Annotated in this window: 14 protein-coding genes; 7 read left to right on the top strand and 7 right to left on the bottom strand. The window is 71.9% G+C overall.

Annotated features, from left to right (window positions below):
- Nucleotides 1-112 precede the first annotated feature (112 nt).
- The 3 genes from AB0D59_RS12915 (at nucleotide 113) to pstB (ending at nucleotide 3,965) form a co-directional block, all read left to right on the top strand.
- Nucleotides 113-2,089 (top strand): Ig-like domain repeat protein, encoded by a 1,977-nt coding sequence (locus tag AB0D59_RS12915; RefSeq protein ID WP_362564265.1) that lies wholly within the window; start codon nucleotides 113-115, stop codon nucleotides 2,087-2,089.
- 74 nt (nucleotides 2,090-2,163) lie between these two features.
- A complete protein-coding gene (locus tag AB0D59_RS12910) occupies nucleotides 2,164-3,078 on the top strand; it encodes a sortase (protein WP_362564263.1) in 915 nt (304 codons plus the stop codon).
- 14 nt (nucleotides 3,079-3,092) lie between these two features.
- Nucleotides 3,093-3,965 (top strand): phosphate ABC transporter ATP-binding protein PstB, encoded by an 873-nt coding sequence (gene pstB, locus AB0D59_RS12905; protein ID WP_362564261.1) that lies wholly within the window; start codon nucleotides 3,093-3,095, stop codon nucleotides 3,963-3,965.
- 6 nt (nucleotides 3,966-3,971) lie between these two features.
- On the opposite strand, the gene AB0D59_RS12900 is transcribed toward pstB, so the two are convergent.
- Nucleotides 3,972-4,802, bottom strand: coding sequence for a M55 family metallopeptidase (locus AB0D59_RS12900; RefSeq protein WP_362564260.1), 831 nt, complete (start codon nucleotides 4,800-4,802; stop codon nucleotides 3,972-3,974).
- Nucleotides 4,803-4,880: 78 nt separating this feature from the next.
- On the opposite strand from AB0D59_RS12900, the gene AB0D59_RS12895 reads away from it, so the two are divergent.
- A complete protein-coding gene (locus AB0D59_RS12895; RefSeq protein WP_351741198.1) occupies nucleotides 4,881-5,144 on the top strand; it encodes a hypothetical protein in 264 nt (87 codons plus the stop codon).
- Nucleotides 5,145-5,284: 140 nt separating this feature from the next.
- On the top strand, nucleotides 5,285-7,084 hold the full coding sequence (locus AB0D59_RS12890) for a phosphatidylglycerol lysyltransferase domain-containing protein (protein ID WP_362564258.1): 1,800 nt from the start codon (nucleotides 5,285-5,287) through the stop codon (nucleotides 7,082-7,084).
- On the opposite strand, the gene AB0D59_RS12885 is transcribed toward AB0D59_RS12890, so the two are convergent.
- Nucleotides 7,062-11,429: a hypothetical protein gene (locus tag AB0D59_RS12885; RefSeq protein ID WP_362564256.1), complete on the bottom strand. Its 4,368-nt coding sequence runs from the start codon at nucleotides 11,427-11,429 to the stop codon at nucleotides 7,062-7,064. The two genes, AB0D59_RS12890 and AB0D59_RS12885, sit on opposite strands and share 23 nt — an antisense overlap.
- Nucleotides 11,430-11,610: 181 nt before the next feature.
- Between AB0D59_RS12885 and AB0D59_RS12880 the strand changes: the two genes are divergently transcribed.
- Complete coding sequence (locus tag AB0D59_RS12880) at nucleotides 11,611-11,781, top strand: hypothetical protein (protein WP_351741206.1); 171 nt, start codon at nucleotides 11,611-11,613, stop codon at nucleotides 11,779-11,781.
- Nucleotides 11,782-11,904: 123 nt separating this feature from the next.
- Here the strand turns inward: AB0D59_RS12880 and AB0D59_RS12875 are convergent, their stop codons facing one another.
- From AB0D59_RS12875 to AB0D59_RS12860, 4 genes are all read right to left on the bottom strand, one after another.
- Nucleotides 11,905-13,350 carry a HAMP domain-containing sensor histidine kinase gene (locus AB0D59_RS12875; RefSeq protein ID WP_362564254.1) on the bottom strand — a complete coding sequence of 482 codons (1,446 nt, stop codon included), beginning with the start codon at nucleotides 13,348-13,350 and terminating at the stop codon, nucleotides 11,905-11,907.
- A complete protein-coding gene (locus AB0D59_RS12870; RefSeq protein ID WP_362564252.1) occupies nucleotides 13,351-14,094 on the bottom strand; it encodes a response regulator transcription factor in 744 nt (247 codons plus the stop codon).
- Nucleotides 14,095-14,597: 503 nt separating this feature from the next.
- Nucleotides 14,598-15,194 carry an FMN reductase gene (locus AB0D59_RS12865; protein ID WP_362564250.1) on the bottom strand — a complete coding sequence of 199 codons (597 nt, stop codon included), beginning with the start codon at nucleotides 15,192-15,194 and terminating at the stop codon, nucleotides 14,598-14,600.
- Nucleotides 15,191-16,312: an LLM class flavin-dependent oxidoreductase gene (locus tag AB0D59_RS12860; RefSeq protein ID WP_362564248.1), complete on the bottom strand. Its 1,122-nt coding sequence runs from the start codon at nucleotides 16,310-16,312 to the stop codon at nucleotides 15,191-15,193. Before AB0D59_RS12860 ends, AB0D59_RS12865 begins: the two co-directional genes overlap by 4 nt.
- A gap of 184 nt (nucleotides 16,313-16,496) precedes the next feature.
- On the opposite strand from AB0D59_RS12860, the gene AB0D59_RS12855 reads away from it, so the two are divergent.
- Nucleotides 16,497-17,546 carry a thaumatin family protein gene (locus AB0D59_RS12855; RefSeq protein WP_362564247.1) on the top strand — a complete coding sequence of 350 codons (1,050 nt, stop codon included), beginning with the start codon at nucleotides 16,497-16,499 and terminating at the stop codon, nucleotides 17,544-17,546.
- A 54-nt stretch (nucleotides 17,547-17,600) separates the two neighbouring features.
- Here the strand turns inward: AB0D59_RS12855 and AB0D59_RS12850 are convergent, their stop codons facing one another.
- Nucleotides 17,601-19,520 carry a sigma-70 family RNA polymerase sigma factor gene (locus AB0D59_RS12850; RefSeq protein WP_362564246.1) on the bottom strand — a complete coding sequence of 640 codons (1,920 nt, stop codon included), beginning with the start codon at nucleotides 19,518-19,520 and terminating at the stop codon, nucleotides 17,601-17,603.
- Between the last annotated feature and the right edge of the window lie 90 nt (nucleotides 19,521-19,610).

Below are 19,610 nucleotides of genomic sequence, written 5' to 3'. Positions count from 1 at the left end.
GGCCGCCCCACAGACGGCCGTCCGCCCCGAAGGACAGTCGGGGCGGACGGCCCGCACCACCCTGCCAGATCCCTTTCACTCCTCGCTCCTTCACACATCACGGAGACACTCGATGCGCAGAACGCGCTCCACGGCGGCCCTGGTCGCCGCCGCAGTGGTGGCCGGTGGCCTGGCTCTGGCGAGCCCGGCGTACGCCGACCCCACCCCCGCCGGCACCTTCCGCCAGCTCGTCGGCGTGGGCTCCGACACCACCCAGGACGTGATGAACGCGCTGGCCGGCGACACCGTCAACGGCAACTCCTACGCCGACAAGGCCGTGAAGTCGTCCGCCGGCGCGGGCCTCGCCTCCTACGACGCGATCGGCTCCGCCACCATCCAGACCCGCTCCGGCGGCCCGTCCTTCAACCGTCCCAACGGCTCGGGCCCGGGCCGTACGGCGCTCAGCGACTCGCTGACCGGTGACAAGTTCAACGACACCACCGTCTCGGGCCAGCTGGACTTCGCCCGCTCTTCCGGCGGCCCGAGCAACCTGGTGGGCAACGCCCTGACCTACATCCCGTTCGCGCGGGACGCGGTCGGCGTCGCGGTCCGTGGCACCGGCCTGGACACGCTGACGAAGGACCAGCTGTTCGACATCTACAAGGCCGGCGGCACGCGCACGCTGAACGGCCAGACCCTGCACCCGGTCCTGCCGCAGGGCGGTTCCGGCACCCGCAAGTTCTTCCTCGCCGCGATCGGCCTGAACGAGGGCACGGTCGACACCACCCTGCCGACCGTGCAGGAGAACCAGGCCGACGCCGCCCTCACCCAGGACGGCGCGCTCGTCCCGTTCTCGGTGGGCAGCTGGATCGCGCAGAACAACGGCGTCGCCCCCGACTACAGCTCCGACGCGGTCGCCGCGGGCGCGCACCTGGCAAGCGTCCAGCTGCCGGGCGACATCGGTGGCGTCACCAGCCCGGTGACCACGGTGGACGGCAAGCTCGCCCCGGTCTCCCACTACTACGAGAACTCCACCTTCGGCCGTGACGTCTACAACGTCGTGCCGAGCCGGGCCATCGACCCGACCAGCATCTTCTTCAACAAGGACGTCTACGACGTCTTCGTCACCAGCGGCGACCACGAGGCCGCCATGGCCTCGGACACCGCCGAGGACGTCATCGCGGACTTCGGTTTCCTGAACGAGTCCTACAACGGCTCGATCAACCAGGCCAAGCACGCCAGGGTCGGCGGCCTGGAGTCGACCACCACGGGCAACGCGCCCGCCAAGCCCACCCTGAAGGCCACGGTCGGCGACGCGAGCCTCAAGCTCAGCTGGACCCCCAGCACCATCGCCCCGGCTCTGCCGGTGACCGACTACCGGGTCACCCTGAAGGACGCGGACGGCGGCGTCCTCATCACGAAGGACCTGCCGAAGTCCACGACGTCGTTCTCCTTCACCGGTCTCGCCACCGGCACGTACAGCGTCACCGTCACCGCCAACAACCTCGTCGGCGCCGGTACCGAGGCCACCTGGACCGGCGCCGTCAAGTACGCCAGCACCACCAAGGCCACCACCGCCACCACCGCCTACGGCAAGACCCCGAAGGTCGCCGTCACCGTCACCGGCACGCACGGCGTCAAGCCGACCGGCAAGGTCACCGTCAAGGACGGCACCACGGTCGTCGGCACCGGCACCCTGGACTCGTCCGGCAAGGTCAGCGTCAGCCTGTCGAACCACCTCAAGGTCGCCACGCACTCGCTGTCGGTGTCCTACCCGGGCACCTCCAAGCTCAACGCGTCCTCCACGCTCGTCTCCCTGAAGATCACCAAGGCGACGGCGGCGGTCTCCACCTCCCACCCCACCTCGGTGAGCCACACCGCCCGGGCCAAGGTCACCGTCAAGGTCACCGCGACCGGCACCACCCCGACCGGCACCGTCCGGATCTACCAGGGCACGAAGGTCATCGCCACCGGCACCCTGAGCGGCGGCAAGGTCACCATCACCCTGCCGAAGCTGGCCAAGGGCAAGCACACCCTGCACGCGTTCTACGTCGGTTCCTCGACCGTGAACTCGAAGACCGGCGCCAGCTTCAGCATCACCTCCAAGTAACCCCCTGACGGGCCCGCCGGGAGCCGCAAGGCTCCTGGCGGCCCCGCACGCGTCTTCCGAAGGAGGCGGGCCCCGTGACCGTCGCCGTACCGACACCGAAAGCTCTGGCCGCGGCCGTGCCGCGCAAGCCCGTCCGCAGCGTCACCTTCGTCCGCCACCTCTCGCGCGGCGGACTGCTCAGCCTCGCCGCCCTGCTGCTCGGCATCACCGTGCAGCTGCTGGTGGTCAGCGGGGCCCAGCAGCACGCCGCGCAGCACGCCGACTTCGACCAGCTGCGCGAGCAACTCGCCCTCGGCACCGCCCCAGTGGCCCAGACCGGCCAGGACGGCAAGCTGCTGGCACCGGGCACCCCGCTCGCGATCGTCAGGATTCCGAAGCTGGGCCTGAGCCAGGTCGTCCTGGAGGGCACCGACTCCTCCGTGCTCACCGACGGCCCCGGGCACCGCCGGGACACCCCGATGCCCGGCCAGGCCGGCACCAGCGTGCTGATGGGCCGGGCGGCGGCGTACGGCGGCCCGTTCGGCAGGCTCTCCCAGCTGACCACGGGCGACACGTTCACCGTGATCACCGGCCAGGGCAAGGCGAAGTACCTGGTCATCGACGTACGACGGGCCGGGGATCCGGCGCCGCCCGCGCTCGCCGCCGGCAAGAGCCGGCTGGTGCTGATCACGGCGACGGGACCGAGGTTCATCCCCTCGGGCGTCCTGCGCGTCGACGCCGACCTGGTCTCCGAGCCGTTCCAGACCCCCGCGGCCGTGATCCGCGCCGGCACCCTGCCGGACTCCGAGGAACCCCTCGCCCGCCCCTCCGGGGTGCCGTGGCCGCTGGTGATGTGGCTGCAGGCGCTGCTGCTCACCGCCGTGGCCGCCGTCTGGGCCTGGCATCGTTGGGGCCGCCACCAGACGTGGATCGTCTTCGCCCCGGTCGTCGCGGTGCTCGGCCTTCAGGTCGCGACGCGGACCACCGAACTGTTGCCGAATCTGCTGTGAACCAGGTGAATGAGATGACCGAGACCGCCACGACCGAGTCCGCGACGACCGACGCCGCCGTGACCGACACCGCCGTACTGCCGGCCGCCCTCCCGGTGGTGGACGGCCCCGCCCCCGCCACCCTCGAAGCCCGTGCCGTCTCCGCCTGGTTCGGTTCCCACCAGGTGCTCAGCCGGGTGTCGCTGACCATGCCGGCGGGCGAGGTCACCGCGCTCATCGGGCCGTCCGGCTGCGGCAAGTCGACGTTCCTGCGCACCCTCAACCGGATGCACGAGATGATCCCCTCGGCGCAGTTCGGCGGTGAGGTGCTCTTCGAGGGCGAGGACATCTACGACCCGTCCTGGCGGCTCACCGACGCACGCCGCAGGATCGGCATGGTCTTCCAGAAGCCGAACCCGTTCCCGGCGATGTCGATCTACGACAACGTGGTGGCCGGCCTCAAGCTGACCGGCACGAAGGTGAACCGCCGGGAGCGGGACGAGCTGGTCGAGGAGTCCCTGACCCGTGCGGGCCTGTGGAAGGAGGTCCGCGACCGGCTCCGCCAGCCCGGCGGCGCCCTCTCCGGCGGCCAGCAGCAGCGCCTGTGCATCGCGCGGGCGCTGGCGGTCCGCCCCCGGGTCCTGCTGATGGACGAGCCGTGCTCGGCCCTGGACCCCACCTCCACCCGCCGCGTGGAGGAGACGATCCAGGACCTGGCCGGTCAGGTCACCATCGTGATCGTCACCCACAACATGCAGCAGGCGGCGCGTGTCTCCCAGCAGTGCGCGTTCTTCCTGGCCGAACAGGGCACCCCGGGCGGCATCGTCGAACACGGCGCCACGGAGGCCGTCTTCAACTCCCCGCAGGACCAGCGCACCGCGGACTACGTGGCGGGCCGGTTCGGCTGAGCCGGCTCAGCAGTACGGGGGCTGGCTGGTGAGCGAGGCGGCCACCCGCATCCAGACGCCGAACTGCCGGTAGAGCGCCGGGAGTTGACCACACGCCTGAACGGTACGGCTGTCCGTGGCCGTCACTCCCGGGATGCCGAGGAGGACGGCGGGGACCGAGGCGGACTGCCAGCGGACGGCGAGCGTGGCGTCGCCTTCCGGCGGGGCGGGCCGCTTCGGCGCGGGCGCCAGGGCCCCGGCGACGGCCTCCTCGATCGCCCGACGGGCCTCCTCGGCCGGGCGCAGCTCGGCGGCGAACCGGTCCCGGGCGTACTTCACCGGGACGGTGGCGACCGATTCGTCCCACGCCGTCATCTCGGCGCACGCCACATCGTCACCCGTGAGGGCCACGACGGGCACGCCGAGCGCTGCGGCGGTGGCGTGCGCGAGCCCGATCTCACCCACCGGCTTGCCGTCCAGCCAGATGTCCTCGATCTCGTGCCCCATGAAGCTGTGGCTGAGGACGCCGAGGGCACCGGCCCGAGCGTGGTAGCCGACGAACACCGCCGCGTCGTCCTGCGCGGTCAGCCCCTCCAGCATGACCATCTTCTTCGGCTTGCCGCGCACCAGGCGGGCGGCCGGGTGCAGGGCTTCGGGGAGCAGGTTCCGCATGGGGCCGTGGGCGTCGTTGACGAGCACCTCGGTCGCCCCGGCGGCGACCGCCCCGCGTACGGCGGCGTTCACATCCTCGGCCATCATGGACCGGCCGCGCTCGTAGTCCCGGCCGTCGGGCTGCACATCGTCCCGGTCGACGAGCCCGGTGATGCCTTCCATGTCCACGCTGATGTAAATACGCACGTCCTGAGGGTATCCAGACCCTACGTATTGTAGGTTCCCCATCGGCCACGGCGGCCCGTCAGCTCATCGGGGGTACTCATGCAGGGCACGGACACACAGGAGGCGCGGCGCGGCCTCGCCCCCACGGTGGCGGTGCTGGTGGCGAGCCTGCTGGTCGCGGCGGTGGGCGTGTACGAGCTGTCCGGCTTCGGCCTGCACAGCCTCGACCGGCGCCCGCACCTGTTCAGCGACGGGCTGGCGACGGGCGGGGTGATCGTCGCGGCGGTGGCGGCGGGGGCGGCGATCGGGAACCTGGCGTGGGTGCTGGCGGCCCGGTGGCGGGCCGAGCGGGAGTGTCCGTAAGAGGACCCTCTCCCTCTTCACACCGTATTCCGCACCGCGGCCGGTCATTCACCCGACCCCCCGCCGTTACCCTACAGACTGTAGGGTCACAGCTCCCTCCGCCATCGTCCCCGTCCCCGTCCCCAAGGTGACCGGTCACCATGCCCGCACAGCCGACGACCCTGATCCCCCCGCGCGCATCCGCCGACCGCCGCGCCCCCGCCGCCACACCCGGCGGCGCACTGCGCAGGCGGGCCGCCGACGCCACCGTCTGGTACCTGCGCCTGATCGCCGTCCTGAACATAGCGGCGGTGCTGTCCCTGCCGTTCCGCCAGGAGGTCGACGAACACAACAACGGCCGCCTCACCCTGCACCTCCACCGGCAGCACGCCCACCACTCCGGCCAGTTCTTCACGCCGTACCTCGCCACGGCGGGCCTGGTCTCGGCCGCCCTGGCGATCTTCTTCGTGCTGGTGATGCGGCGCCGCAAGCGAGCGGCGTGGCTGGTCAACGTACTCCTGTCCACCCCCGTCTTCGCCCTCTACGTCCTCGCCCTCACCCAGCACGCGTACCGCGCCCACGTCTTCAACTGGGTCTCCGCCGCCCTGACCGGCCTCTTCGTGGCCGCGCTGCTGATCAGCCGCCGGGAGTTCCACGCGGTCGGCGACCCGTCGAACCCGAGGCTGGCACTGGCGGTGGGCGTGGGCGGCGTGGCCCTCACCGGCGGCCTGGGCACGCTCCTCGTCCACGCGACGAACAAGCTCCCCGGCGCCACCCTCCCCGACGAGATCGCCTACACGCTCCTGAGGGGCGTCAGCGTCGGTCCGCTCGCCGACCACGTCACCGCGGTCCACGCCCCGCGCTGGACCGACATCGTCATCAACGTCCTGCTCGCGGCCGCCTTCTGCCTGGTCCTGTACGCCGGTTTCCGCTCCCCCCGCGGCCGCCGTCTGCTCGGCCCGGAGGACGAGGCACGCCTGCGCACGCTGCTGGACAGGCACGGCGCCCGCGACTCGCTCGGCTACTTCGCCCTGCGCCGTGACAAGGCGGCGATCTTCTCCCCCACCGGCAAGGCGGCGGTCACCTACCGCGTCGTGGGCGGCGTCAGCCTGGCCTCCGGCGACCCGATCGGCGACCCGGAGGCGTGGCCCGGCGCGATCGACGCGTGGCTGACGGAGGCCCGGCAGCACGCCTGGACCCCCGCGGTCATGGGGGCGAGCGAGGAGGCCGGCACGATCTACGCCCGCCACGGCCTGGACGCCCTGGAACTGGGCGACGAGGCGATCGTCGACATCGGCGACTTCACCCTCGAAGGCCGCGCGATGCGCGTGGTCCGCCAGGCCCACAACCGGGTCCGGCGAGCCGGCTACACGGTCCGCGTCCGCCGCCACGAGGACATCCCGGCCGACGAGATGTCCCTTCTGATCGACCGTGCGGACCACTGGCGCGACGGCACCACGGAACGCGGCTTCTCGATGGCGCTCGGCCGCCTCGGCGACCCGGCGGACGGCCGCTGCGTGATGCTGGAGTGCCGGGATGCGGACGACGTGCCCCGCGCCCTCCTCAGCTTCGTGCCCTGGGGCGAACAGGGCCTCTCCCTGGACCTGATGCGCCGCGACCGCGACGCGGAGAACGGCCTGATGGAGTTCATGGTCGTGGAACTCCTCCTGAAGGCACCCGACCTGGCGGTGGACCGGGTCTCCCTGAACTTCGCGATGTTCCGCTCGGTCTTCGAACGCGGCTCCCGCCTCGGCGCCGGTCCGGTCCTGCGCCTGTGGCACGCGACCCTGACGTTCTTCTCCCGCTGGTGGCAGATCGAGTCCCTGTACCGGGCGAACGCGAAGTACCGCCCGATATGGGAACCGCGCTACCTGCTGTTCGCGCGAAGCAGCGACATCCCGCGGATCGGCCTGGCCAGCGCCCGCGCCGAGGGATTCCTCACGGTTCCCTGGGGGACATGACGAGACCGGGGACCTCGGGGAGGGCGGCCCGGACGGCTTCGGTCACCTTGGAGAGGTCCACACCGAGGCGGGCGAGGCGAGGGAGGAGCTCGGGGAGGGGGAGGGGCGCGAAGCGGGCGATGTCGAGGAAGTCCGAGATCGGGTTGGGCAGGCCCAGGGGGAGGCGTTTTGTCTGGTTTCCCTGGACGTGCGTGTCCCGGCAGAGACTGAGATCGGTCTGGTCCAGGTCGTCGACACCGAGGGCGGGCATACGGAAGCCGAAGGCGGTCAGGCGTTCTACGACTTCCTGCTGTTCCATCAGCAACTCCGGGCCCACCGAGACAAGATGATGCACCGGCACCGGCGCACCCCAGTCGAACTTCGTCTCGCGGGCGTAGCCGGACCATCCCGTGAGGCCGTAGTCGCTTCTGCTCGCCTTGACGGGCGGCGCCGCGAGCGGCGTGCCCAGGCCGTAGCAGGCCAGTCTGTCGACGACGGCCCTGGGCGACTGCCCCATCTCCTGCGCGGCCCTGACCACCGCCGACACCGGCACCCGCCGGTCCGGACCGAGTCCGGCCCAGCCCCCCAGAGCGTTACTCACATGGCTGAGCAACTCCACGTCACCGGCCATCACTTCGGGAAGTCCCACAGCCAGTGTCCGCAGTCCGTAGGCACGCAGGCGGTCCGCCACCGCCGCCGGGGGCATACCGGCTTCCTCCGCCGCGTTCACCAAGCTCCCGGGGTGGACGACCTTGTCCTCCGTCGGCATCACCACGCTCAGGATCCTGGTGTCCGCCGGATCGACCCGGTCGGGCAAGTCGGCGACGCACAAGCCCAGTTCCGTCACCCGGCGGGCTGTCTCCCGCAGCGGAACGCCCGAGGCGATCGACGCTTCGGCCAGCAGGCGCAACGGCACCGGCACCGTCACCTCGAGGTCGCTCAGATCGTCGGCGTCCCAGTTCCACTCGGCGCGCTGTCGCAGCAGTTCCCGAGCCGTCTCCTCGTCCACCGAACCGAGCTCCGGACGGAAGCCGTACGTCCGTAGTGTCTCGACAACCTCCGAAAGAGGCCGGCCGGTCTGCCACATCGCGCGCAGGACGTGCCCGACCGGGACCGGGTCGTCCTGCTCCAGCCAGGGGTCATCGGAGTTCAGGAACCGGCTGAGCACGGCCAGTACCCAGTCCTCCGGGGTCTCCGTCGGCACGTGCTCGGGCAGGTCGAAGCCGACGGCCCGCATGCGGCCGAGAGCTTCTTCGAACCCGATGTTCAGCACCAGATGCGCCTTCACGAGGTGCCCCGGCGGAACGACGTCGTCCACACTCCGCCAGTCGCCGGCCAGGGCGTCCCGGGTCACACCGCGAAGGTAGGCGTCGAGGAGTGCCACTCCGGTCGGGTCGACCACGACGTCGTCCCGGGGAGGTCCCGGAGTCACCATGCCGAGCAGTTCCATGCGGGACAGCACGTCCAGATACGTCATGCCGCAGGCCTCAGCTATGGAGAGGGCATGCCCCGGGGGCGAGAGGTGGCGGGTGGCCGTGCGCGGGTCGGGCCAGTGCCGCTCATTCCAGCCTCCGGCCGACATGGTGCGCAGCAGCAGGTCCGAGGGTCGGGCGACCAGGACCGTCTCCACCCGGGACAGCTCCGGTACGAGTTCGGTCAGCGCGTCCGTTTCGGCGTTGGGCCGATGTGCGAGGAGGCGCCACAGCAGGGTGACGTCGTCCGGCGGGCCGCTGGGCCGGATGTCGTCGGTGTCGTCCAGTTCCGTGGGCTCATCGGCCGCCTGGTGGACGATGTCGACGTCCGAGGGAAAGAACCCGGCCGTGGCGACCGATGCGGAGTGGCCGTGCAACTCCAGCACGAACCCCGCCTCCCCCGCCGCCTCGGTCACGATGTCGGCGAGCCGGGGGCTGTGGCTCGAGACGTCCGCCAGCCACTGGGTCGTCAGCAGGGGCGGGTCGGCGGCCAGCAGGGCCGGCAGCGCGTCCCTGATGAGCCGCTCCACCTGCTCGTCCACATCGCCGTCCAGGATCTCCGTGCGGTCCACGGACAGGTCCTTCGGCCGGGTCGCCCCGGTCAGGTTGACCACCGCGCCGCGCAGCCGCCGCGTACCTCCCGGATCGGCCAGCACACCGCGCCGTACGCGGGGTTCGACGAAGATGCCGTCGGCCAGGATCCCGCCACCGTGTTCACACCACACCACCTGGCCGTGGACCGCGTAACCGCCTTGCGGACGGCCGGCCGTCCTGCCGTGGGCCAGGAATCCGTCCGGTCCACCGACAGGTGCCTCACGGGGTTCCAGCCGGCCGGGTTCATCCCATCTCGCCGTGCTCTTGGCGTGTTCGGCGAAGGTCGGAAACTCGGCGATGCCCAGGAACCTGCGCAGCTCCCGCACACAGGACGGGGCCTTCTTTCCGTCCCGGAGGTAGAGACGGACCGTGGTTCCCACGAACCGGCGTTCGTCACCGGGCCTGACCCGGAAGTAGTGACCGGGGCCGGTGATCAGAACGGTGAGCGGCCCCGATCTGCCGCTGGCCGGGCGGGTGGTGACCCGGATCTCGTCGGCGAGCATGAAGTAGCTGAGCACGCCGATGCCGAACCTGCTGTTCGGGTAGACGGCGATCCCGTCCTTCCGCCACTCCTCGGACTCCTCCTGGAACCGGGCGTGTTCGCTGAAGCGGACGCCGGCCCGGGAGAACACCTCCGCGAGCACGGTCTCGTCCATTCCGATGCCGTTGTCCCGGCACTCCAGGTAGTACCGCTCCTCGTCCTGGTCGTAGCCCTGCTCGAACTCGATCCTTCCCTTGAAGCCGTCCTCGCCGTTCCTGGCATGCTCCCAGGCCCTGCGCAGCCGGCAGGCGTCCAGGGCGTTCTGGTAGAGCTCGCGGATGGCGAGGGCGCGGTCGCGGTAGAGGTTCTCGCCCATGAGGAGTTCCTGGATGCGGGCCTCGTCCAGCCGGAACCGGATCACCTCGCCGGCCTGCCGGGGCTCTCCCGCGTCGTCCACCTCGTAGACCTCGTCGGCGTGCGCGTAGACGGGCAGGGCGCCGATCTCCTCCGTGGGCCGGGTGCGGCGCGCCTCCCGCAGCAGGGTGTCGACATGCTGCGCGTGGTCGACGAGCGCGGCCACGACGGCGGGGTGGTCGCAGGTCGCCTGGAGGCCCAGGGCGTCACCGCGAGGGATCCAGCGGGCTCTGTTCAGAGTGGTCAGGAACGCCTCGGCCGTCACCGGATCCGGGATGCCCACGTGCTCGACGATGTCCGGGGGCAGGGCGGTCGGCTCCAGGGCCATGGCATGGGCGATCGCGAACAACGGCCCCACCAGGTGCTCCCGGACCTCCTGCCAGTGTCCACCGCCGAGTTCGACCGGGAACGGTTCGGGCTTCAGCAGCCCGTCGCGCCCCCTGCCGTACAGCTTGCGGGGTGGCACCTGGGCACAGGCCAGCAGCCGGGTCAGCAGGTGACGGTCGAGGAGCGCGCCGAGGCCGGTCTCGGGGGACTCCAGTTCGGCCAGCAGGGCGGGCAGTGAGCCCATCTCCTGTTTCGCCCACTGGTGGAAGAGCCACCAGCCGGTCTCCGGGCGCCCGTCCCCACGGTCGGGCAGCTCATGCCCGCGGTTGGCCTGGCGGACGAGCCGCTTGTGGGCGCGCAGCAGGGCGTTGTGGGTCTGCCGGTGTGCGCCGCCCGGCAGTTGGTCGTCCAGGTCCACCGGGTCGATGTGGGCAAGCTCGGCGACGGTGTACGCGCCGTGCGCCTGGTGGAGGAACGGCAGCAGGGAGATCAGCGCGGCCTCGGCGGGCGTCAGCGTCGGCCGGCGCAGCCGCTCCTGTATCTCGTGCAGCAGGAGTTTCGTCGCCCGGACCATGCGCTCCCCCAGCTCCGGGTCCCGCCACGGGTCCCGCGCCAGCGGCCCGCGCCGCTCGTCGTACAGCTTCGCGAGCCGTCGTACGACGTCGAGGGTCTGCTCCCGCATCGTCCCGGCCCGTTCCTGTTCGGTGGGCGCGACGAGCTGCCATACGACGGAGCCGGTCACGGCGCTCAGCCAGTCCTGGCCGAAACCCTGTGGGGCGGGCGGCGCGGAGTCGGCCGTCCTCCCCTGCCGGGACGCCTCCGCGAGACGGTCCCACTGCTCCCGGGTGAGGCGGGGCACGGCACCGGGCCGCCGGGTCTGCGCGAGTTCGGTCAGCACACCGAGGAAGGCGTGCCGCTTCACCCGGTCACGGGGGACGCCCTTGCCCTGGAGCCAGTCCCTGACGGTGTTGGCGTGGATGCTCAGCCCGTACTTGGCCGCGATCGCCGCGGCCACCACCGCCGGACCGGGTCCCTCGGCGGCCCTGACGAGCCGGTCCAGCTGCTCCTCGTACGTCACCGGCCGTCCCCCTCCAGGCCCCGGATCGCACGACCCGTACGACCCGTACGACTCGCGAAATCGCAGATTACCTCCATGACCTGCGGTATCACCGGCATTCGAGCACATCGGCCGGAGCCCCGAGCAGCGCACCCGGAGCACAGTCGGCGGCGTCGTCGCTCCGGCCCTGGAAGGAACCCCGATGGCCCCCCTGCTCCTCACCGCCCTGTGCGGAGTCCTGGCGCTGCTGATCGTGGCCTGCGCCGCCGTGCTGATCGTCCGTACCGCGCTCGCCGACGCCGATTCGAGGGACCGGGCCCGCATCCTCACCGCCGTGGCCGACGTCGTCCGGGCCCTGCGCGGAAAGCGGTGAGCGGTGCGCGGCTTCACGGTGGGTGGGGGGGTGCGCGGTGCGGTGCGCGGCTTCACGGTGGGTGGGGCGCGCGGTGCGGTGAGCGGTGCGCGGTCCCGCTCCTGCGCGCGGTGCGGTACGGGCCTACACCCGTGGCATCCCGCCCGCGAACCCCCCGCCCACCGTGAAGCCGATCACCGCGCCGCCGCCCTCTCTGCGGAAGGCGAAGGGGGCTCCGCCGTGGGCCATCGCGACCTCGCGGACGATGGAGAGGCCGAGGCCGGAGCCGGGGAGGGAGCGGGCGTCAGCGGCGCGGTAGAAGCGGTCGAAGATCCGGATCAGGTCGCCCTCGGCGATCCCGGGGCCGCGGTCGAGGACCTCGACGCGGACCGTTCCGGGGCGGGCGGGGCCGGTGACGTTGATCTCGATGGGGGCCTTGCCGTCCCGGTCGAACTTGGCCGCGTTCTCGACCAGGTTGGAGACGGCCCGCTGGAGCATGCCCGGGCGGCCGTCGGTGGTCGTGTCGCCGCTCGCGCGGAGCAGGATCTCGCGGCCGGTACGACGGCGGGCCAGCCCGGCGACGTCCTCCCCGATGTCGGCCAGGTCCACCCGCTGCGGCGGCTCCGCGTCGGACTGCCCGGCCGCGAGGTCGACCAGCTCGTTGACCAGGTCGGTCAGCTCGCGCGCCTCCTGGCCGAGGTCCGCGACGAGCTCGTCCCGGGTGGCCGGCGGGAGTTCGTCGATACGGCGGAGCAGGGAGATGTTGGTACGGAGCGAGGTCAGCGGGGTGCGGAGTTCGTGACCGGCGTCCTGGACCAGCCGCCGCTGGTCCTCCTCCGACTGGGCCAGCCGCCCCAGCATCCGGTCGAAGGCCCGGCCCAGCCGGCCCACCTCGTCCAGTCCCGTCACCGGGACCTGGATGCCGAGCTGCCGGGTGCGGGCCACGTCCTCCGCGGCCGAGGTGAGGATCACCAGCCGACGGGTGATCCGGCGGGCCAGCCACCAGCCGAACAGCCCCGCGGCCACGACCACCGCCGCCATCAGCGCCAGCGTCCGCTGCTGGAGCGCCCGCAGCAGGTCCTCCGTGTCGCTGAACTCCTGCGCCACCTGCACCGCGCCCCGGCCGTCGCCGAGCGCCACCGTGGCGATCCGGAACAGGTCGTCGCCGACCCGGACGTCCTTGCGCTGGGCCGTCGTCCCGGCCTTCGCGGCCATGGCGGCCGCCCGGTCCGCGTCGGTGACGGGCAGTACCGGGCTGCCGTGGTCGACGGTCTCGCCGTGCTCGCCGAGCACCTGGACGTCGGTGCGGGGCGGCCGGACCAGGTCATGTCCCGGCTTGGAGGAGAAGAAGTCCTCCGGGACCATCCGGTGCTGCTTGACCTCGTCCTGGACGTCGGAGACGACCTGGGTGAACACCGACTGCTCGTCCACGCGGACCAGCCGGGCGGCGGCGTTGTACGACAGGATGCCGACGACGATCGTGACGGCCGCGGTGACGGCCGCGAAGGAGACGACGAACGTGGTGCGCAGGGAGACGAGCCGGGGCCGACGCCTGACCAGCACCCGCCGGAGCCGCCGGAAGCGGCCCACTCAGTCCTCCCGCAGCACGTAACCCACGCCCCGGACGGTGTGGATCAGCTGCGCGCCGCCGGGCTCGTCGAGCTTGCGGCGCAGGTAGCCGACGTAGACGGCGAGGTTCTTTGAGCCGGGGCCGAAGTCGTAGCCCCAGATACGGTCGTAGATCGTGGAGTGGTCCAGGACGATCCCGGCGTTGCGGGCGAGCAGTTCCAGGAGCTCGAACTCGGTACGGGTCAGCTCCAGCTCGCGCCGGCCGCGCCAGGCCCGGCGGGCCTGGAGGTCCATCCGCAGGCCGGCCGCCTCCACCTGCCGGTCGGAGACCTGCGGTTCCCGGCCGGGGTCGGCGACCACGCCGCCCGAGCCGCCCGAGCCGCCGCCGGTGGTCACCGGGGAGGTGCGCCGCAGCAGGGCCCGCAGCCTCGCGAAGACCTCTTCGACGTCGAAGGGCTTGACGACGTAGTCGTCGGCGCCGGCGTCCAGTCCCGCGATCCGGTCGGCGGTCTCGACCAGCGCGGTCAGCATCAGGATGGGGGTGCGGTCGCCCTCGGCGCGCAGGACGCGGCAGACCTGGAGGCCGTCGATGCCGGGCATCATCACGTCGAGGACGAGGACGTCCGGTCGCTCGCGATGGGCGTGCGCCAGGGCTTCCACACCGTCCGCGACCGCCGTCACCTCATAACCCTCCAGGCTGAGGGCCCGCTCCAGGGCGTGGCGGATGGCGCGGTCGTCTTCGGCGAGCAGCACAGTCTGGGGCACGCACCCAGTCTGCCAAGGCCTCCGGTGGTTCGGCCGGGGTGAGCGGGCCTACGATCACCCTTTTTACCTGGCTCTCACCGTCACAGAGGCAACGGGCGTCGAGTTCTGGCTGTCGCCCGGTGGGGGCTGGTCGCGCGGTGGGGGCTTAGCGCCCGGTGGGGGCTTAGCGCCCCGTGGGGGCTGGTCGCCCGGTGGAGGCTGATCGCCCGGTGGAGGCTTAGCGCCCGGTGGAGGCTGGTCGCCCGGTGGAGGCTTAGCGCCCGGTGGGGGCTGGTCGCCCGGTGGAGGCTTAGCGCCCGGTGGGGGCTGGTCGCCCGGTGGGGGCTGGTCGCGCCCCCACGACGGCGGCCGCACATCGAATACAGCCCCGCGCCCCTTACGGGGCGCGTCCCAGCTGCGGGCAGTCGTGCCCCCAGGGCGGCACGGGTGGGCGCTGGCGGCACCCCCTCTGGGGGAGGCACCCTGCCGGCGCCGGTAAGCGACACCCCCGGCCCCGGTCGATCTCAGCTCGCCGCCAGCCTCGCCAGCTGCTCCTCGAACGGCACCACCACCGGCACAGCCTCCGGCTTCGCCGGCCGCGCGCCGGTCAGGCCCGTCATCAGTGCCGCCAGCTCCCCCGCCGCCCGTTCGATCCGGGCCTCCAGGCCCTCCGCGCCCCAGTCCTCCGACGCCGCGTAGACGCCGGTCGGCGCGATCACCGCCCGCAGGTACGCGAACATCGGCCGCAGCGCGTGCTCCAGCACCAGCGAGTGCCGGGCCGTACCCCCGGTCGCCGCGATCAGCACCGGCTTGCCCACCAGCGTTTCCTTGTCCAGGACGTCGAAGAACGACTTGAACAGGCCGCTGTACGAGGCCGTGAACACCGGCGTGACCGCGATCACGCCGTCCGCCTCCGTCACCGCCTCCAGCGCGGCCGCCAGCCTGCGCCCGGGGAAGCCGTTGGTGAAGTTGTGCGCGATCTCTACCGCGAGGTCGCGCAGCTCCACCACCTCGACCTCGACACCGGCGGCCTGCCGGCCCACCGCGGCCGCCAGCCGGTCGGCCAGCAGCCGGGTGGACGACGGCACGCTCAGTCCCGCCGAGACGACGACGAGCTTCATGCCCCGACCTCCTTCTTCTCCGCGTCCGAGCCTTCCGCGCCTTCCGAGGCGGCCGCGGCGAGCAGCGACGCGTGCGTGGGCGCCTCCGGGACGTTCGCCGGACGGCCGTTCGCGAACTCCTTGCGCAGCACCGGTACGACCTCCTCGCCCAGCATGTCGATCTGCTCCAGGACCGTCTTCAGCGGCAGCCCCGCGTGGTCGACCAGGAACAGCTGGCGCTGGTAGTCACCGGCGTACTCCCGGAAGGCCAGCGTCTTCTCGATGACCTGCTCGGGCGTGCCGACGGTCAGCGGAGTCTGGTCGGTGAAGTCCTCCAGGGAGGGCCCGTGACCGTAGACCGGCGCGTTGTCGAAGTACGGCCGGAACTCGCGCACCGCGTCCTGCGAGCTGTGGCGCATGAACACCTGGCCGCCCAGGCCGACGATCGCCTGCTCGGGCGTGCCGTGCCCGTAGTGGGCGTACCGGGCCCGGTACAGCTCGACCATCCGCTTGGTGTGGTCGGCGGGCCAGAAGATGTTGTTGTGGAAGAAGCCGTCACCGTAGTAGGCGGCCTGCTCGGCTATCTCCGGCGAGCGGATCGAGCCGTGCCAGACGAACGGGGCGATCCCGTCCAGCGGCCTCGGGGTGGAGGTGAAGCCCTGCAGCGGCGTGCGGAACTTGCCCTCCCAGTTCACGACGTCCTCGCGCCACAGGCGGTGCAGCAGGGCGTAGTTCTCGATGGCGAGGTTGATGCCCTGCCGGATGTCCTGGCCGAACCAGGGGTAGACCGGGCCGGTGTTGCCGCGCCCCATCATCAGGTCCACCCGGCCGTCGGCCAGGTGCTGGAGCATCGCGAAGTCCTCGGCGATCTTCACCGGGTCGTTGGTGGTGATCAGGGTGGTGGAGGTGGAGAGGATCAGCTTCTCCGTGCGCGCGGCGACGTAACCGAGCATGGTGGTCGGCGACGACGGCACGAACGGCGGGTTGTGGTGCTCACCGGTCGCGAAGACGTCCAGCCCGACCTCCTCGGCCTTCAGCGCGATCGCGACCATCGCCTTGATCCGCTCCCGCTCGCTCGGCGTCCGACCCGTCGTGGGGTCCGGCGTGACATCGCCGACCGTGAAGATCCCGAACTGCATGCTCGCTCACCCTCCAGGTTGTTTACGATTCAACTATACCTGCAGAACGAGACCCCACCCACCGGTATTCCCCACATCCACAGCGCACCCGCACCAGCCACCCCATTTCCGTTGTCCCACCACCCCCGTCCGGGTCTCCCCCACGTAAGCCCACACCCGTGGGAACGGACAGGAGCCCCGTGCCATGCGCCACCACCGCCACCACCGCCACCACCGCCGCCGCCACCGACCCCGCCGGTACTCCGGCCTCGCCGCCACCACCGCCGTGGTCCTCACCTGCCTCGCCCTGGTGACCGGCGTAGTGCTGGCCCGTATGCAGACGGCGCCGGCCTCCGACCAGCCGACCACCACCGCCGACCCGGCGGCGACGCCCCGTACGACAGCCGCCGCCACCCCTCTCGCGAGCCCCTCCCCGAAACCGTCACCGACCCCCTCGGCCTCGTCGGCTCCGCACGCCGGGACATCGCCCTCGGCCAAGGCCTCCTCGCCCTCCCGTACGGCAAAGCAGCCGACGGCCGCCGCCAAGACCCCCGGCAAGCGCACCATCACCCTCGTCAACCGCCTCGGCCAGACCATCTGGCCCGCGATCGCCGCCGACCCCAAGCACCCGGTCGAGGCGACCGGCTGGGTACTGCGCCCCGGCGCCAGCCTGACCTTCCGCATCCCCGACCACTGGGACGTCCGCCTCTGGGCCCGCACCGGCTGTTCCTTCGACGCCGCCGGCCGCGGCCACTGCCTGACCGGGGACTGCGGCCGCTTCCAGTGCGGCTCGACCTGGGGCGAATTCCCCTCCACACTCGCCGAGTTCAACCTGAACGCCTGGAACGGCATGGACTTCTACGACGTCAGCCTGGTCGAGGGCAACAACCTGCCGATGTGGATCAACAGTTACGGCGGCTCCTCCCGCGACAGGATCGACGCGAACGGCTGCTCCGCGGCCGGCTGCACCCGGGACGCCAACGCCACCTGCCCCGCCAGGCTCCAGCGCGTCCGCGACGGCCATGTCGTCGCGTGCCTCAGCGCCTGTCTGGTGTTCAAGACCGACCAGACCTGCTGCACGGGCGCCTACGCGGCCCGCCCCCAGTGCGTCCCGTCCTCCTGGCCCGTCGACTCCGCGGCCGTGTTCAAGGCGGCCGAACCCAACGCCTACTCCTACGTCAACGACGACGCCACCAGCGTGCTCACCTGCTCCGGAGAGTGCGACTACCGCGTCACCTGGGGCGTGAGCCCATGACCCCGAGGGGGCCGGTGCCCACCGCCGCACGGCGGTCGCACCGGCCCCCTCCGCTCAGCGCGCCGCCTGGAAGGCCCGGCCCGCCGCCGTTGCCGCCGTACCGCTGGTGAACAGCCCGCTGCTCGGCTTCGACGGGTCCGCGCCCAGGCCGAACCACGCGTAACGCTGGAGGTACGGCAGCGCGTCCAGTGCCTTCGCGGACGCGGTGACGAAGTCCGCCTGCTGCCGCGCGGACGGGAACCGCGTCCCCTGCGAGAAGTCGATCAGGGCGTACTCGGTGAGCCAGATCGGCTTGTGGTACCGCTCGTACACCGAAGCCAGATACGACGTCAGCTGCTGCACGGCCTGCGGGGTGCGGAAGTCGCCGCCGTACCAGTGCAGCGCGATGAAGTCGACCCGGTACCCCTTCGCCTTCGCCCCGGACATGAACCGGTCCAGCCAGCCACCGGCCGTGTCCGCGCCGTACGCCACCGCCGGGCTGCCCAGCACCTTGCCGGCCCCCATCAGCCTGGGCCACAGCTCCAGCGCCTGCTCGACCGTCATGTTCGACTGCTGCGCCATGTCGGGTTCGTTGAACCCCAGCAGGTACGGCCCCTGCGCCCGGGCCTGCGCGAGCGACGCGTCGGTCACGGAGGCGGCGCCCCAGGCCATGGGCACGAAGGAGGCCGAACCCGGGGTCGTCACGCCCTGGTGCTGGGTGTTCCAGGTGTAGTACCAGCTCGCCCCGCTCGCGGCCAGCGCCTGGCTCACCCCGTTGAACGACCACACCCCGACACCCTTGCGGGCACTGGAGGCGACCTGCACGGGGGCCGCGGCGCGCGGGGACGGAGTGGGCTTCACCGACCGGCTCGGGGACGCACTCGGCTTGCGGGACGGGGAAGGCGACGGGGAGGGCGAGTGCGTGGAGCTCGGGGAGGTGACGGCCACCGGCGCCGACGGACGCGGAGCCGTCTGGTCCACCGGGGCCGACGGACCGGCCGTCAGCCGGGCCGCGACCAGCGCGGCCACCGCCACGACCGCGACCGCCGCCGAGCCACCGACCACGACAGGCTTGCTCACCGCCCGCCGGGCCCGCCGGGCCCGCCTGCCCGCATGCCCGTGCCGCCCGCGAGGAGCACCGGACGTACTGGAAGAACCGGAAGTACCGGAAGTACCGGAAGACGCTGTGACATGGGCGAGCACCCGCGCCGGATCGAGACCGGCCGGCACGGCCACCAGCGGCAGACCGCCCAGCAACCGGTCCATCGGCAACAGCCCCCGCTCCAGGCCCGCGCACTCCCCACAGTCACGTATGTGACGGGCGAATCGCTTACGCCACAGGGAACCCGGCGTGCCGTCCCACGGCGCGGCGATCTCGTCCAGCAGGGCACAGCGCGGTTCGGCGCCCAGCCCGCGCACCACACACCGCGCGACCTCCATCTGCTTCTTCATGCGCTGCACCCGCACGGCGGCATGCCGGTCGGACAGCCCCAGCGCACCGGCCAGCTCGGCGCGCTCCAGCTCACCGGTCTCCTCCAGCCACCACAGGGACAGCAGTTCCTGATCGTCCGGATCGAGCCAGCGCGTCGCCTCGGCGATCTCCCGGCGCTGCTCGGTCAGGCCCAGCCGCAGGATGGTCAGCCCGGCGAAGTCCAGGTCGGGGTCGGCCAGCACCTCCGCGTCCTCCAGCCGCGCCCTGCGGTCGCGGTCGGTGGCCCGCAGGCTCTCCCGGTTGCGCACCTGCCTGATCGTGATCGCGACCAGCCAGGACCGGAACGCCGACGGATCCCGCAGCTTCGGCAGCCCGCGCACCATGCGCAACAGCGTCTCCTGTACGACGTCGTCGACATCGGCATGACCGTTCAGGGCCCGGCCGACGATGTTGTAGACCAGCGGCAGGCAATCGGTCACCAGCTGCTCCAGGGCCCGCCCGTCACCCGCGCGCGCGGCCGTCACCAGGCCGGGATCGGGCCCCCTCCGATGGTTCTCGATCATGTGGGTCTGTTCCTCCGCGCAGGGATCCGGCTCTGGGACCGGCCTCGGTACCGGCTGTCGGACCGGCTTGTGGTGTGGAGACCTCCCGAG

Origin of the sequence: Streptomyces sp. NPDC048417 (assembly GCF_040651615.1) — a bacterium.
Classification (GTDB): domain Bacteria; phylum Actinomycetota; class Actinomycetes; order Streptomycetales; family Streptomycetaceae; genus Streptomyces.
The sequence above is the reverse complement of the archived record's forward strand: the minus strand, read 5'-3'. Positions and strand labels throughout refer to the sequence as shown.

Bases quoted from the DNA above. Each gene is read 5' to 3' on its own strand.
- AB0D59_RS12915 (WP_362564265.1), top strand. From the start codon at position 113: ATGCGCAGAACGCGCTCCACGGCGGCCCTGGTCGCCGCCGCAGTGGTG.
- pstB (WP_362564261.1), top strand. From the start codon at position 3,093: ATGACCGAGACCGCCACGACCGAGTCCGCGACGACCGACGCCGCCGTG.
- AB0D59_RS12895 (WP_351741198.1), top strand. From the start codon at position 4,881: ATGCAGGGCACGGACACACAGGAGGCGCGGCGCGGCCTCGCCCCCACG.
- AB0D59_RS12890 (WP_362564258.1), top strand. From the start codon at position 5,285: ATGCCCGCACAGCCGACGACCCTGATCCCCCCGCGCGCATCCGCCGAC.
- AB0D59_RS12880 (WP_351741206.1), top strand. From the start codon at position 11,611: ATGGCCCCCCTGCTCCTCACCGCCCTGTGCGGAGTCCTGGCGCTGCTG.
- AB0D59_RS12865 (WP_362564250.1), bottom strand. From the start codon at position 15,194: ATGAAGCTCGTCGTCGTCTCGGCGGGACTGAGCGTGCCGTCGTCCACC.
- AB0D59_RS12860 (WP_362564248.1), bottom strand. From the start codon at position 16,312: ATGCAGTTCGGGATCTTCACGGTCGGCGATGTCACGCCGGACCCCACG.
- AB0D59_RS12855 (WP_362564247.1), top strand. From the start codon at position 16,497: ATGCGCCACCACCGCCACCACCGCCACCACCGCCGCCGCCACCGACCC.
- AB0D59_RS12850 (WP_362564246.1), bottom strand. From the start codon at position 19,520: ATGATCGAGAACCATCGGAGGGGGCCCGATCCCGGCCTGGTGACGGCC.